The sequence below is a fragment of the Natronincola ferrireducens genome, assembly GCF_900100845.1.
GTDB classification, from domain to species: Bacteria; Bacillota; Clostridia; order Peptostreptococcales; family Natronincolaceae; genus Natronincola_B; species Natronincola_B ferrireducens.
This window is the reverse complement of record NZ_FNFP01000010.1, coordinates 37,563-51,602: the sequence shown is the minus strand read 5'-3', so window position 1 is coordinate 51,602 and position 14,040 is coordinate 37,563. Positions and strand designations below refer to the sequence as shown.

Sequence of the window (14,040 nt, the reverse complement as noted above, 5' to 3'; positions counted from 1 at the left end):
CGGCTCTTTTCTCTGTTTTTGATACTACCTATATTATACCAAACATATGTTCCGAAAACAACCATTTTAAGAAGATTTTACCATTAATTTATGTCGCAAAAATTTCCTAATCCGACTTAAAGATAACCTAAGTCCTTTGCTATTTGTTCTAGTAATTCGTCTTTATCTTTAGCTAATAAACTCTTACCTTTAAACTTTTCTTTTTTAGCTTTCTTTTGTTCTTGTTCTAATTTTTCCTGCTCTATTTGAGATTTAGTCTTCCACTTAATCTTCATTAACTTCACCTGCCTCAAATAAGTGCTTTTCTTCTGCATCATAAAACCTAATTACAGTTACAGTGATTACATCGCCTGTTTTTTCTGCTGATACAATAGGGTTAATAGGTAATATTTCAACAATTATTTCCTCTGCTATGCCTTCTGATAGTCCTGTAAAATCAAATATTTCTGTTGATTCACCAATAGTCACTGTTAAAACATCATTTTCTATTACATATTCTGCTTTCATCTCAGCTCTTTGTGGAGTGTGATTTAAGCTAATCATTACTTCCACCTCCCTGTTGCTAACAAATGCTGATCAATATAATTACCAGCAAAAAAATCAATTTCTCTCTGAAATACACTGCATATACAGGTCGAAGGCGTAGGTACAGCTCTTGTAGATCCTGCAATAACAAAAGAATCAGAAGTCTGTGTTTCCGAACCTAATCTAGCTGCTGTACCACCTGTCATATGTACAATTATATTGTTATCTACAAACAATGCAGGAAATGTCCATGTGTTTCGTATGTCAGTTGCACCACTACTACCGTTTATAGTGTTTAATCGAAAATCTTTAATTGAGCATATCATTGTCCCATCATCAAACTTAATATATTTTCCATTTGCATTACTTCCGCTTTCTTTAATATGTTTAGACGCACTTTCTGCCTTATGCGCATCAGCGTCGGCCTTGGTTTCGAAAGCAGGATCATGAAAATCATTGCCATGTGGTTCCATTCCTGAAACTCTCTTCCAAACATTGTCTACAAGAAATTCAAGTTCTCCTTCTTCCACTCTAATTCCATGAATGCCTTCATTTTCAATTTTTTTATTAATATGTCCCTCAGTTTTTGATTCAATGAAATCAAGTCTATCTCCAAGTGTGGTAAATGTCATACCTTCTAGAAAACTATACCTAGCAGCAACGATTTCAGGATTACTGTCTCCAGCTGAAATAATTAGATTATCTAAAATGGTTTCTAGTCTTTGCATTTCCCTACGATAATCAGGTAAAGCATTGCCTGACACATGGGTTTCAGCATTATTAATGCTATCTCTAACCCTAAAGCCGAATAACTGACTGGTACATTTCATTTCTTCACCAGTATAAACAGCTACCTCAGCAAATACATTTCCTCTCTTTGCAATTATATCTACATCAAGAACAATCTCTATCTGTCCCTGTGCTGCATTAGTAATCGTTGCATACTGCTGATACCTTTCATCATCCTCACGCTTAAAATATAGTACTACGGTTGTTCCGGATAGCGTATAAGGTTCTAGGGTGCCATCTTTAACAAGAGTTATATTGAGTTTGTTGCTGTTTAAATCTTGACTCACTATTTCAAAAGGGAGAACCTTGAGAGCCTCCATAACACCTAACGTTAAATTAAATTCCTTCATACTATCACCTCTATTCTATCTTCCCAAGTATAATATATGTTCCACTGACTTCTACCATCAGGACCCTATCACCTACTGTAGGGCTATAGCTACTTAATCTTTTATATCTTTTTAATGTTGGGGTAGTCTCACCAGCAAAAGTGACACGTATTCCTTGGGCATTGATATTAAAAACTGTAGCTGTTTTATACGTAGTCATAGATATACCACCTTTCTAACTGTATGCCTCATCTCCCCACCTACCTGCAGGTCAATTTCCCATGATGTCTCCTGGTATATATCGCTTACTCCAAGGGGAGAGTATTGTATTTGAAGTGTATCTAAGTAATCATGCATAGGCATAATCGCTGTTGGAAAAGTTATATGGCTATAGATATTTGTAGCATTAATAGCAATTCTTCTAGTGTAAGAATCGAGGGCAGATTGGTCTGCTATATCCTCTAGTCTCCTGACATCAGCCAATCTCCTCCCCCTCGATTCTGTTGATGTAATACTATTAGGATTATCATTCACGTATATAGACCTTAAAGGCGGTTTATCTGGGTTATCTACAAACACTACAAACACATTTTTTACGCTGTACAAGTCAATATCTTCAGAAGCTCCAGCAACAATCACCGATTTTTTATCTGTTCTATAGACATAATCAATCGGCTTTGCGCTAGGCTCAATGTAAGGTTCTGATACATAATTACCCTCAACATCTACTCTTAAGGAGTAATAATTTAATTCCTCTAGAAGCTTATTAATAATATCTAGCTTTGTAAGCTCTAAATCAAATTCTTTATCTGTTAGTGTAGTTAGTGTAGTTGGCGTAATTTGTATAGAAGTCTCCCCAGCACTCATAATTATTGAAGATATGGCATTGACATAATTCTCACCTGCAGGTATAAAATAACGCTCTTCAAAGCTATCTTCCTCTAAAATCTGTAGTTTATCATAGGCCTCAATCTCTCTAAAAATGACATTCTTATCATCTTCACGTTTAGGAGAATTTAATAAAAAAACCCCCATAGGGAAACTGACCGTTTTCCCCATAGCGGTTATATCTATCCAGGGCTGGATCCTATCATTAAGATAATCTACTGTATTATCCTCAATCATTGTTATATTTGCACTTCTTTTAATTTTAGCTAGACTACTATAGCTAATCCTTGACCTCTGTACTGTATCTAACCATCCTTTTTCAATTTCATCTTTATCTAAGAGTCTATATCTAAATCCTTCCTGCCTATTTGAAGCATGCAGAATTTCTTTAACTTCTTCCTCACTATATCCGTTTCTTTCTAAGGAAAGCACTATACCGCCTCCTCATAATTAACTACCTGCAAGTTAAAAGATACTACATATAGGTCCATATGAGGGATTTCATCTTCAATGTTGATTCCACCTAATATAGTTACATATTGCTTTCTCCCCCTACTATCCCTATACAGCAAAGTTTCTTTCATCTGGTGAAGTTCATCTAATGCTAGGAGGTCTTCCTCCTTAATGGTAAACCGTACATTCATGCTATAATCTTTCTCGTCTCCCCACACCATACAAGGATGATTTCTTCCAGCATATCTTACTAGTTTTTGCTGTATATTCTTTTTCTCACTTTTACTTGGGTTCCAAGTTAATGTTACATATTTTGATGTATTAGTGGTAGACATAAGCTGACTATCTACCATAGACATTCTTCTCGATACTGTATCACTATCGCTATATCCTACTTCATCTATAGACCGTACCCTATAATCATAAAATACATCAGGAGCTATCATGTAGTCATTATGACTGCCATTTAAAGGAATATTCTTTGCTATTCTTACCCAGGCAGTGGTACCCGTTTTTCTTCGCCATACTTCATTTGTTACTCCACTTACAGGATTAATTATTTTGATTCTAATACCAAATTTAGTTGTATCCTCTGTTGCAATAATATTTGGTTGATCTGTTTGCACGAAGTCAATGTATATTTGTTGTTCTACCCATTCAGACCACAAAGGCACAGCATTTTTCACTCTCAGTCTAATAGTATAGGTTTCATAGTTTTCAAGAAATGTTTCTATTTTGTAATTTCTATGCTGCGTATTCCTTTCCCCTGTCTTAAAAACTAACTGTGAATTTTTAATAATCTCTAATTCAAAAGATACTTGGTCAGGACTACTCCAAGTAATCAAAGGAGCTGGTGTAGGAAATGTAGTGCCACTTGTAAAGATAGGATTTTGAGGGGGTATTGTGTAGGTCCATAATGCATATTCTGACCAAGGAGTAAAGAGATTAAAATATGAACTCTTAGCCCTTACGCGCCATTTGATCAATCCACCTCTTAATGAGATAGGGAACGCATATGACATATTACTTGTCACTTGGAAGACAGTTGTATAGGTTATTCCCCCATCATTACTATACTCCAGTTCAAAGGCTGTAGGTCCATCATCTTCATTGTATGAATTATATGCCCATGTAGCAGTAGGAAAGATGTTAGTTTGTATACCATCTGGATTTAAATTTTGTGGCCTTGTTGGGAGAATTTGTGTCCATGTAAATTGGGCATTTACCCAACTAGACCAAAGATTATCAGAATTTCTCGTTCTCACTCTCCAACGTAAGGATCCAGTAGTTAACGAAGCATAAGAAAAGGTATAATCCGTCCTTGGAGTAACTTCTGTTACTTTAGTCCAACTTTCTCCGCCATCTTGGCTGTATTCTAATTCAAAAGCTGTCTGTGTATCCTCGGCAAACGCTGGCCTAAATTCCCACTGGACTTTGATTTCTTTTTCTCTTTGTAAAGCAATGTTGTTCGGCACTAAATTTGTTGGAGAAACGGGTTGTATGTAATCAAAATCAACTTCCAAAATAGGCGGATTTGCTGAAGAAAAACCTCCTACCCCTCCGAAGCCCATATATGTGTAGTTATCAAGATGATGAAATATGATGATGTCCGTAGGTGTAACACCATTCACAAAATCTTTAATTAATCCAGTTAATACTACATTCACATATTGACCTACATTTGATGTTGCTATATTTCTTGTATCGTAAATAGACCAGGATATACCACTGCTGCTGTTGATTGACATTATATTTATGTTGCTTGTTACATGTCCTATCCTTAATGTTAACAGCTCAGTTAGATAATCTAAATGAAATTTTAATGTTGCTCTGTTAATTACTTTATTTTGAAGTTGTGTTAATCCGTTAAATCTTATGAATCCTCTAAATACTGCATTTTTTACACCACCACTTTGATAGGCACCACCTATTTGTACCTGCAAAGCTCCATACGCACTATCATAAGTGTACCGCCTATCATAATGATTATTTTCCCCTGTGGTTATCTGCATAATTGGCATCTAGTCTCACCTCCTTGCGCATTACACTGGAACCTCACCCATTCTTGAAAACCTTCTGTTATCTTCATATGCTTTTTGCATCTTTTCAGTAGCGGCTATCATTCTATCAAACCTTACTAGAAGTCTTTCGTATCTTTCATCATATTGAGATTGATTAAAATTATTATTGTCATCACTTAACATTTGTTTAGATTCTTCATTAGTAAATACTTGCGCTCCTTTTGGCAGATTTACTATTTCAGGCCCTTTTTCTCCAACCAATGCTAAGCCACCTGGATGATTTCTTGTTCCTGTTGCATAACTCGGCATATTTGGTACTTGGGGCATTTTAATATTTCCAACGCTATCTCCTACACTTTTCATAGATGCTTGCAAATCATTACTTCTACCCATAATTGTACTTATAACTATACCTAATGCTGTAAGTGCAGCTACAACAAGTAATATAATGCCAAGTGTCTTGTATACAACAGGATTGAATCCAGTAAAAAAGCCAGTTAGCGTGCTAACTGCTTTCCCTACAGTATTTAAACTGCCAGTTATATTGCCTACATTTTGCATTAACTTACCAACGATTGCTAGTATAGGGCCTATGGCTGCTACTAGCATAAGGGCTACAACAACAACTTTCCTAATTGGTTCTGGAAGCTTAGAAAATAAGTCGAATAGAAAACCCACGATATTTACCATCGGAGTTAGAATATCTATCATGTCACTAAGTACAGGTGCTATACTGCCCCCTATAGTTAACGCAACATCTTTTAGTTTATTAAGAAAAATTTCTATTTTACTAGTAAGAGTTTCATACCGCTGTTGAGCTTCCTCTGTAAGTGCTGTATTTTCTTCCCATGCCTTTGTTCCTGTTTCGATTGATTTTGTAAATAAATCACCAGCACCAGAAGCCCTTAATAAGGCATCTCTCATTCTTACTTCCGATATGCCCATATCATCAAGTACTTTTATAGCACTTCTGCCCTGTCCTTGCATATTTCCTAACCCTTCAATAAATGCTATTATGGCAGTTGTTGCATCCTCTTTAAACACCCTCTTAAATTCTCCTGCAGACATTCCTGAAACCCTAGCAAAATCTCTTAATTTATCTCCACCTTTTTCTACTGCCAACTGCATTTCTACCATTACTTTCGAAAATGCTGAACCCCCTGCCTCTGCTTCAATACCTACTGAACTAAGAGCGCCAGCAAACGAAAGTATTTGTGCCTCTGACATTCCTACTTGTTTTCCTGCTCCAGCAAGTCGAAGCCCCATATTTACGATTTCCGATTCCGTAGTAGCTAAATTATTACCTAGCGCAACTACAGTAGAACCTAATCTGTCAAACTGGTCTTGTGGCATTTGAGTTATATTTGCTAATCGAGCTAACGATGTTGCTGCTTCATTAGCACTCATATTTGTAGCTTGGCCTAAATCAATCATTGTTCTTGTAAAACCTAATATTGACTCTGTTTCAATACCTAATTGACCTGCTGCTTCAGCTACTCCCGCTATTTCTACGGCAGAAGATGGAATTTCCTTAGACATATCTCTAATACCTTTTTCTAATGCTTTGAACTGCTCTTCTGTTGCCTCTACAGTTTTTCTAACGCCTGTAAACGCATTTTCAAAATCCATGAAGGTCTTTGTGCTAATAGTTCCTAATGCAACAAGTGGTACCGTTATAGCAGCTGTCATTCCTGCTCCTAGTGTGTACAACCCTTTCCCAAATTCCTCTATGTTTATGTTATTTGCTTTTAGTTTATCTGAAAAACCTTCTATGTTATCAGCTGCTTTTGTAAAAAAATTATCTTGCTGTCCTAATTCTGCATTTATGTCTTCCAGTGATTTTTCATATTTCATCAACTGAGTTTCAGCATTTTTTAATGCTATTGTTTTATTAGCTATTGCCTTTTCATTTCTGACTTCTGTATTCTCAAGTTTCTCTAGTTCTTTTTTAAGAATTGCAACTTTATCTGCCTGTATTTTTACTTTGTTTGCATAAGCTTCTTGTTTCACCCCAAGCTTATCCATACTATTCCCTGTTTGACTGGCCTGTTCGCTTTGCTTTCTAAATTCAGCATTAAGGAGTGCCATTTGCTTGTTTACATCAGGCACCCCTTTTTTTACTTCGTCATAATTAAAATCTAAAATGATTGAGCGCCTGTAATTCTTAAATGAGGACATTTTACCACCCCTCTATCTGTTTCATTGAGGTTATATCCGCTGATTCTTCGTTTTGTCCATTTACGGCCAAATGAATATCAATTAAGCTAAATATTTTTGCCAATGAGCTATTCCAAAAACTTTTTTCGCTCATTTTCATGTGGACACAGTAAATATAAAGGAGATTCTCCCAGTCTATTTCATGTTCTGGAGAATCTCCTTTATAAAATCCTTTTTAAAAGCTCCTATATCCTTTTTATTCATCGTTTTACTCAGGTTGTTTGTAAATTCTTCAATAAGCTCCATTATGATGTCAAATGGCATCTCTACAGTAAGTGCTTTAACTTCATCTAACGTTATGCTATCATCACACACCTTCATCCCCGCATATATAATTTTAGCACCCGTTTCGTAGGGTTGTGTTTGGATTTTACTTACTACCTTTAATGCACCATCAAACTCTTCGTCAAGAGTTGCTACAGATGCAGCACTAAATAAAATATCTTTTTTTGTTCCATCAGCAAACTCTAATTCTATTCTTTCCACTGGTTTTACACTTATTTTTCTAGCCATATTCATTCCCTCCAAATAAAAAAACACCTCATTTACACGAAGTGTTTCTATTCAAATTTACCTATTAGATCTATATTTTTATAATCTACAACTACTAAGTCTTTGAATTTCTTCCAATTCACATTTTGCCTTTCTTCTTTCGTAGAAGTAAACATGATATATCTTGAAATCCCCTTATTTCCTTTTTTATCTATTGTTTCAACATACCCTATTATTCTTATTTCATTAATGTTTGGATACTTTTCAGCTTTCTCAGCTATTTCAACTACATACTCCGCAAACTTCCTTATTGCATGTTTTTTATCAATTATGGGTCTAACAATAATCTGCACTGTTAGAAAATCTGGTTCCTGATTAAGCACTCCCGTTAAGTTCACAGATTGCACATTTTTCTTCCCTACTATAGTTTTAATCTCATCTTCCATACTATTGTTGAAAAAACTCACAATATCAGGGATGTAATAAAAAGATACTATTACACAAGCTAATATAACTATAGTTAAACATCCTATTTTGATATTTTTCCTATCTTCAATCTGTCTAGGAGTAACATTGTTAATTTTTTCCTTATTTTCCATAGTGCCTTAATAGTCCCCTTTACTTTTTAACAATATTTTACAGCTTTTATTGTCAAAAGTAAAGGGGCTAAGCCTTACTTACTCTCCACCTGTTGTTCCTGGAACAGAACCAAACCAAGCAGCTGCCATTTCTGCAGTAAATGCATCATCTGCACTATCAGCTAAACGTTTAATCTCACCATCATAATCCCTTGGCACAAACTCCACTGTCACAGAATCAGTGCTGAAATTAATATTATCGGTTGCTTGCTGCACAGTACTGGCATATGGTTGCGCTCTACCCTTTAATAGCCATACATACTCCGATACACCTTCAACATCTTGTGGCACTTCATAACCTATAGCGATCCATGGAGCTACATCTTTTCCGCTTTCGACTAAAACTCCATTTTCATAAGTGTGTCCACAAATTTCTGCCTTAGCATCAATTGGTATCTTAGTTGCATCAATAACTGCAGTTATACCTGTTAATTTTGTCACCACTGACTGCTTTACACCATCTCCATAAAGCGTGCCTGTAGCAAGAGTCGGGGTTAATTGTATCTGCATAGCCTCTGATAATTTCTTTACTTCGCTATAGGATACTCCTGTAGGGGTATCTGACTCCAGCTTAGCATAAACAAGTTTCCTAAGATTGACTCTATACGCCTTTTTCATAGTCTATCATTCCTCACTTTCTCGATAATAAAAATTAAATACTAAAAAACAATGATGTAGTTTTACATCCTCTTCAAAATTCTCATCAGCATGTGAAAAAAGAAAGCCAGCTGATTTCATGGCTGACTTTACCTGTTTCTTTATATCTGTAAAATTGTTTCTTGACCATATATCTACTTGACAAGATATGCTTCCTGTCAATTCTTCACCGTCTCCATAAAGTATACCCTGCTCATTAAAGAAGTGATAACTTATGCAAGGAGGATTTTTCGGTCTGAGTTGCCATAACACTGGTATATTTAGAGGACTTAGAATAGAATGTACATGATTTATTAAGTCCATTTAGAACCCTCCTCTATTCATCTCTTCCTCAAATATTTTGTTAACTTCTGATTCAGATTGTGCTATTGCTTTATCCATGAAATGGGTTGCATCACTTCTATAAGTACCATCATTAACTAAATGCCATTTGGTACCTGTGCGCTTACCTCCCTTTATTCTAGCTACCTTGTACCCATATTTATCTCTTACTACATTAGCCTGTACATCATCGGCCATATGTTTATGTCCTGCTCTATTTGTAGAAGTCTTTATGCTGTTTAGTTGATCCTTGATATTCTTCTTGATTACTTCTGCAGAACGTTTTAGATAGTTTTCTTCTACTGCCTCTGCAGATGATATAATTCCTTCTAGAAAAACGTCTATAGTCTCACTATCTGTCATTCTGATTTTAGCTGCCAAATACATCACCTCTAAAACACCTCATTAGAGAAGTGCTCATATTTTATTTATTGACAACATAATCTTTCCTTTGACGGAATGTATTTTAAATTTGTATCCTCTACTTTCTGTTGTTTTGCCAAAGGCAAACTTTCCATTAAACATTCCTAGTCTTTCTAACACGCTATTTCTCCACTCTTGATTTTGTTCCGCATAGCTATCTATCGCTAAAGATATCACCTTTAGTATTTGGATCGAATCTTGAACTGTTTTACCTCCGCCAATAATTATCATGCCAGCAAGTAAATTCTCTTCTTCATATGAAGTCATAGCGATATCTTTAGTAATAATTAAAGATTTGCAATTTCCTTTTTCATCTGATTTAATTTCTTTTATTTCTAAGTCACTACCTATTTTTTTAATATTGGAATTGAACTTTTCAATAAATTTTTGTAATTGCATGAATGTATCTCCTTTTTGCTATAATTATATCCTTAGCTTTCAATGATTTCAATATCTTTGCCATATATGACTAGGTATGTCCTCTTAATATCCAAAGGAGCTATTGATGTGATTTCAAAATCTTTGTTGTCAAAATTTATTAACATGTCAGCTGCAATGTCTTTTCTGTACCTAATCACAAATTCTGCATTTGTTTCTACATTAGCGGCTTTTGCTGACCATAATTTTTTCCCTTTTAAATAGTCAACTTTTGCCCATACGGTGCAATAATCATCATAGTCAGTTAGGTTTTGTACAGGGCCATCTGTTTCTTTTTTTTTCTTGAAGTTAATTCTTTCCCTCATTTCTCCTATTTTCACGATGCTTCACCTGCTTCATCTTCGCTATCTTTATCATGATAATTTAATTGAGTTAACATCATACCTACTATCCCTCTTGTGCTCTCTCCTATTTTATCAACTGTCATTCCCTTGTTTTCAAATAAATCAGCAACAATAATCATGCATATTACTTTTGCTAATTGATTACTTTTAAATGTTTTACCAGTAGCATTTTGAATGAACTTTTCAGCTGCTAGTATTAAGATCTGTAAATATGAATCTTCTTCATTATATTCAATCTTCAAGTGCTCTTTTATTTCCTGTAATGATACAATCAAGGTTTTCACCACCTCATTAAAAGAATAGAGGGCTTTCGCCCTCTATTCTTTTATTAACCTGCTGCTTTCTTTGTCAGTAATAATACACCATTTTTATCTCCTAGCCTACCATCGCAAATCATAGTAGATTTACTAATCCACTCATCAGTATTTTCATCGAAGTAACGCTTAAATGTCATCTGCATATTGCTGTTTACAATGTAGTCGCTTAAGGTGCATACTATACCAATTACTTCACCAGCATTTGCATCGTCAATAGATGGTAGGTAATCTTCTACAGGAATAACCTCTTTACCAAGGAATCTTTCTTGCTGAATACCATCTAACCCATAAGTAGTACGTGCTACTGGTTGTCCTTGCCCATCTACCATACCCACGATGTATTTATTCCAATCTAGATCATTTAAGATAATAACTGCTCTATTTCTGTATTTACGTGGAAGCTTAGCAAGTAAAGCAGTCCAGTCTTGATACTTTGTTATTTCATCTGCAGCAACTTCAATTTTTTGTGCTGCTGGTATCTCCGTATCTTTAGTGATTCCTAATGGCTGACCTTCTCCACTTCCAGAAATAATTGCTTTTTCTAAGCCAATAACCATAGCCTCATAGATGTTGTCAGTAACAGTTTGTTCAAACACTGATAAAGAAACAGTATCAGCTTCAAGGGTAACGGCAACACGAATTTGTAACTTATGATAGGCGAATACTACCTTGCCGGTAACAGTTTTCTTTTGTTTACTTGCTACATTACCTTCTGCTATCCAATTTGCTGTAGGTTTTACGCTTGCAACTGGAAGTTCTACCCCACCCTTGATATTGGTCTTTGTTACCCTAGACCAAATCATTCCATAGTCTTTCATCTTTTCAATGATTTTATTAAGAATGGTTGTAGGAATTACGGCTCCAATATCTCCAGTTCCAGTGGTTGCATCTGCTCTAAGCTCAAGATTATCTGATTTTTTACCAGTTAGAACGAAGTCCATAAAAGCTGACCTGTACTCTGGTGTATCAAATTTTCCTACAGCTCTTTGTTCTTGCTGTGCCTGTCCTACCCCATATGTTCCAAGAACATTCACTCCACCTATAGGCTGATTTCTTTGTTCTCCTTGCTGGTTGTTTTCTTGATTATTCTCTGCTCCCTCGTTTTCATCTGGAAGAGAGTCAATCATGCTTCTTAATTCTGCTATCTCACCATTGATAGTTTCAAGTTCAGTATTAATACTTCTAAGCTCCTTAACGTCTTCTGTAGTATTAATTTTAGTTCCTAACTCTGTTTTTCTTGCTTCCTTTGCTTGAAGTAATTTTAATAATCTTTTTTTCATTGATATTCACCTTAACCTTTCAATAATATTTGCGCTTTTAACTTTAATACTTCTAACTGCCCGCCTTTAGAGTTCTCCAACTCCTGAGACCTAGCATTCTCCAATACTATTAGTGCATTATCCAATGCATCTTGGTCACGAGCATTTATATCTGTACCGGAGTAAGCTGGCATATTTACCGGGCCCACTTCGTATACTTTGCGAATTTTTATAATGTGCCTCGTCGGCATATCAGAATCTAAATCTGTCCATTTGGCATCAGCAATTTTAAATATAAAGCTCATACCATCAATATCTCCTCGGCTAACTGCACTATAAAGACTTTTGGCTTCAGTATTTCCTTCTGTATCAAGTCTAGCTTTTACTAGCAAGCCTTTTGAATCAACAGATAACTGCATAGTCGAATTCCCATTATTTCTCCGACTTCTTGCCAGTGGGATCTTTCTAAGATCATGGTTGACACACATAAGTACATCATCAAAATCTGTTCCATCAAATGCCCCTCTTTCAATAACCTCATAAAAATAGCCGCCTATATTTGTCTTTTGCTCAAATACGGCGGCATGCCCTTCTATCGTTTTTTCTTCATCGTTAGCCCTAAAATCTGCTATTCCATAACTTCTTACTGCAACATCTTCATTCTTAGGCAGTTTATTCTTCTTCACCTGCGTTGTCCTCCTTCCTTCTCGTACCAGCACGTTTCATTTGATAATCATTTGCTAGGGTAACATCTATATAATTTAAGCTCATGTTTCTAACATGTCCTCCCTCGTAAGGTGGATAACCAAATAGCTGTAGTAGTTCATTGTTTGTTAATGCCCCTCTATTACCTAAAATATCAGCAACAGCAATCTTGTTTTTGGTGTTAGTGAATAGTAGCATTTGCGGATAGAATGCAATTTCATTGCCAACATCAATCTCTCTTGGTGTAAATATTGTTTTACTAAAAGCCTGCCCTAAGCTTATGATTAATGGCTCCAATGTTTTCTCATAAAAGGCCTGATATTGTTCATCAGTAAAATCACCAGATATTATTGGAACCGACACACCGTAATAGCGCAATACTTTGTTTTCCAAGAATTCTAGCGTTTCTTTGTCTATTAGCTTAGGATCTACCTTTAGGTCTATATATTCTCCTTTGACATCCATAGGAAGTATTCCAGTTTTTCCACTAGCAATTGCATTTTCAAATCTTTGTCTCTCAGCTTGTTGTTTTTCATCATCAAGCATAGTATTTATTTTTAAAATGCCTCTAATTGATAAGGAGGTTTTGATTGCTTTTTCCAAGCCTTGAAGAACAGTATCATTTATTTGAAGCACTTTCAGTAGTGCTTGATTATCTGGTTGTCCATCTGCTCCCCCACCCATAATATTATTTACAGAAAATTTTTTTCTCAAATGAATGATATCTGAGTATGCCAACGTAAATTTATCTCCATTAGCAAATACCATGTCTGTAAATAACTTTCCAGTTGCATCTTGAAGAAAGGTGACACCCGTGGGATTAAGTGGATAAAAGGCTACATACTCCTTAGTTCCTATGTTTTTTTCGTTATATTTAATCCGGTACACAGGATATATAAAGCAATTGTAGTTCATATACAATAACCAAATAATCTTTTCTATAAAATCTCTAGTAGTCATAAGTTCATTTGGAGCAAATTTAAACAGCCTATTCAAGCTACCTTTAACGGTTATTTGCATATTGTCATTATCAGTTCTAATGTGTTTTGGGGTTAACTTGCTGCACTCGGTGGCAATAGCATCAATACACATTTGCACTACATCTGATGTATAAATATTTTCGCCAAATTGACTAAATACTGGGCTGTATCCATCAAGAAATTTAGCATATCGCATTTCACGTGCTGTTTCTTTGCTTTTCATAATACTTTGTAAAAGCATCCG

18 protein-coding genes are annotated in these 14,040 nt (G+C 35.5%); all 18 read right to left on the bottom strand.

Annotated features, from left to right (window positions below):
* Positions 1–116: 116 nt before the first annotated feature.
* The 18 genes from BLS22_RS15235 to BLS22_RS13585 all read right to left on the bottom strand — a co-directional run bounded on the left by BLS22_RS15235 (position 117) and on the right by BLS22_RS13585 (position 14,037).
* Positions 117–275: a hypothetical protein gene (locus BLS22_RS15235; RefSeq protein WP_176762192.1), complete on the bottom strand. Its 159-nt coding sequence runs from the start codon at positions 273–275 to the stop codon at positions 117–119.
* Positions 265–543, bottom strand: coding sequence for a hypothetical protein (locus tag BLS22_RS13665; RefSeq protein WP_090554747.1), 279 nt, complete (start codon positions 541–543; stop codon positions 265–267). Before BLS22_RS13665 ends, BLS22_RS15235 begins: the two co-directional genes overlap by 11 nt.
* The gene (locus BLS22_RS13660; protein ID WP_176762191.1) at positions 543–1,634 is read right to left on the bottom strand and encodes a BppU family phage baseplate upper protein; all 1,092 of its coding nucleotides are present in this window, start codon (positions 1,632–1,634) and stop codon (positions 543–545) included. The genes BLS22_RS13665 and BLS22_RS13660 overlap by 1 nt, the downstream gene beginning before the upstream one ends.
* Positions 1,635–1,674: 40 nt before the next feature.
* Entirely contained in the window at positions 1,675–1,863 is a 189-nt protein-coding gene (locus BLS22_RS13655; protein ID WP_090554744.1) for a hypothetical protein, read from the bottom strand.
* On the bottom strand, positions 1,860–2,963 hold the full coding sequence (locus BLS22_RS13650; RefSeq protein WP_090554742.1) for a hypothetical protein: 1,104 nt from the start codon (positions 2,961–2,963) through the stop codon (positions 1,860–1,862). The genes BLS22_RS13655 and BLS22_RS13650 overlap by 4 nt, the downstream gene beginning before the upstream one ends.
* A complete protein-coding gene (locus tag BLS22_RS13645; RefSeq protein ID WP_090554740.1) occupies positions 2,963–5,005 on the bottom strand; it encodes a fibronectin type III domain-containing protein in 2,043 nt (680 codons plus the stop codon). Before BLS22_RS13645 ends, BLS22_RS13650 begins: the two co-directional genes overlap by 1 nt.
* 21 nt (positions 5,006–5,026) lie before the next feature.
* On the bottom strand, positions 5,027–7,183 hold the full coding sequence (locus BLS22_RS13640; protein ID WP_244269557.1) for a phage tail tape measure protein: 2,157 nt from the start codon (positions 7,181–7,183) through the stop codon (positions 5,027–5,029).
* A 174-nt stretch (positions 7,184–7,357) separates the two neighbouring features.
* Positions 7,358–7,735, bottom strand: a complete 378-nt coding sequence (locus BLS22_RS13635; RefSeq protein WP_090554739.1) for a hypothetical protein — start codon at positions 7,733–7,735, stop codon at positions 7,358–7,360.
* 47 nt (positions 7,736–7,782) lie between these two features.
* Complete coding sequence (locus BLS22_RS13630) at positions 7,783–8,313, bottom strand: hypothetical protein (RefSeq protein WP_090554737.1); 531 nt, start codon at positions 8,311–8,313, stop codon at positions 7,783–7,785.
* A 78-nt stretch (positions 8,314–8,391) separates the two neighbouring features.
* On the bottom strand, positions 8,392–8,970 hold the full coding sequence (locus BLS22_RS13625) for a major tail protein (RefSeq protein WP_090554735.1): 579 nt from the start codon (positions 8,968–8,970) through the stop codon (positions 8,392–8,394).
* Between the two features lie 6 nt (positions 8,971–8,976).
* Complete coding sequence (locus BLS22_RS13620) at positions 8,977–9,312, bottom strand: hypothetical protein (protein WP_090554733.1); 336 nt, start codon at positions 9,310–9,312, stop codon at positions 8,977–8,979.
* Positions 9,313–9,717, bottom strand: a complete 405-nt coding sequence (locus BLS22_RS13615; RefSeq protein WP_090554731.1) for an HK97-gp10 family putative phage morphogenesis protein — start codon at positions 9,715–9,717, stop codon at positions 9,313–9,315. It lies immediately after the preceding gene.
* A gap of 30 nt (positions 9,718–9,747) precedes the next feature.
* Positions 9,748–10,152 carry a hypothetical protein gene (locus BLS22_RS13610; protein WP_090554729.1) on the bottom strand — a complete coding sequence of 135 codons (405 nt, stop codon included), beginning with the start codon at positions 10,150–10,152 and terminating at the stop codon, positions 9,748–9,750.
* Between the two features lie 32 nt (positions 10,153–10,184).
* A complete protein-coding gene (locus BLS22_RS13605) occupies positions 10,185–10,511 on the bottom strand; it encodes a phage head closure protein (RefSeq protein ID WP_090554728.1) in 327 nt (108 codons plus the stop codon).
* Positions 10,508–10,810, bottom strand: a complete 303-nt coding sequence (locus BLS22_RS13600) for a head-tail connector protein (RefSeq protein ID WP_090554725.1) — start codon at positions 10,808–10,810, stop codon at positions 10,508–10,510. Before BLS22_RS13600 ends, BLS22_RS13605 begins: the two co-directional genes overlap by 4 nt.
* 53 nt (positions 10,811–10,863) lie before the next feature.
* Entirely contained in the window at positions 10,864–12,132 is a 1,269-nt protein-coding gene (locus BLS22_RS13595; protein WP_090554723.1) for a phage major capsid protein, read from the bottom strand.
* 11 nt (positions 12,133–12,143) lie between these two features.
* Positions 12,144–12,797 (bottom strand): HK97 family phage prohead protease, encoded by a 654-nt coding sequence (locus BLS22_RS13590; RefSeq protein WP_090554721.1) that lies wholly within the window; start codon positions 12,795–12,797, stop codon positions 12,144–12,146.
* Positions 12,784–14,037, bottom strand: coding sequence for a phage portal protein (locus BLS22_RS13585; protein WP_090554720.1), 1,254 nt, complete (start codon positions 14,035–14,037; stop codon positions 12,784–12,786). The genes BLS22_RS13590 and BLS22_RS13585 overlap by 14 nt, the downstream gene beginning before the upstream one ends.
* Positions 14,038–14,040: the final 3 nt, after the last annotated feature.

Bases quoted from the DNA above. Each gene is read 5' to 3' on its own strand.
- BLS22_RS15235 (WP_176762192.1), bottom strand. From the start codon at position 275: ATGAAGATTAAGTGGAAGACTAAATCTCAAATAGAGCAGGAAAAATTA.
- BLS22_RS13665 (WP_090554747.1), bottom strand. From the start codon at position 543: ATGATTAGCTTAAATCACACTCCACAAAGAGCTGAGATGAAAGCAGAA.
- BLS22_RS13660 (WP_176762191.1), bottom strand. From the start codon at position 1,634: ATGGAGGCTCTCAAGGTTCTCCCTTTTGAAATAGTGAGTCAAGATTTA.
- BLS22_RS13655 (WP_090554744.1), bottom strand. From the start codon at position 1,863: ATGACTACGTATAAAACAGCTACAGTTTTTAATATCAATGCCCAAGGA.
- BLS22_RS13645 (WP_090554740.1), bottom strand. From the start codon at position 5,005: ATGCCAATTATGCAGATAACCACAGGGGAAAATAATCATTATGATAGG.
- BLS22_RS13640 (WP_244269557.1), bottom strand. From the start codon at position 7,183: ATGTCCTCATTTAAGAATTACAGGCGCTCAATCATTTTAGATTTTAAT.
- BLS22_RS13635 (WP_090554739.1), bottom strand. From the start codon at position 7,735: ATGGCTAGAAAAATAAGTGTAAAACCAGTGGAAAGAATAGAATTAGAG.
- BLS22_RS13630 (WP_090554737.1), bottom strand. From the start codon at position 8,313: ATGGAAAATAAGGAAAAAATTAACAATGTTACTCCTAGACAGATTGAA.
- BLS22_RS13625 (WP_090554735.1), bottom strand. From the start codon at position 8,970: ATGAAAAAGGCGTATAGAGTCAATCTTAGGAAACTTGTTTATGCTAAG.
- BLS22_RS13620 (WP_090554733.1), bottom strand. From the start codon at position 9,312: ATGGACTTAATAAATCATGTACATTCTATTCTAAGTCCTCTAAATATA.
- BLS22_RS13615 (WP_090554731.1), bottom strand. From the start codon at position 9,717: ATGTATTTGGCAGCTAAAATCAGAATGACAGATAGTGAGACTATAGAC.
- BLS22_RS13610 (WP_090554729.1), bottom strand. From the start codon at position 10,152: ATGCAATTACAAAAATTTATTGAAAAGTTCAATTCCAATATTAAAAAA.
- BLS22_RS13595 (WP_090554723.1), bottom strand. From the start codon at position 12,132: ATGAAAAAAAGATTATTAAAATTACTTCAAGCAAAGGAAGCAAGAAAA.
- BLS22_RS13585 (WP_090554720.1), bottom strand. From the start codon at position 14,037: ATGCTTTTACAAAGTATTATGAAAAGCAAAGAAACAGCACGTGAAATG.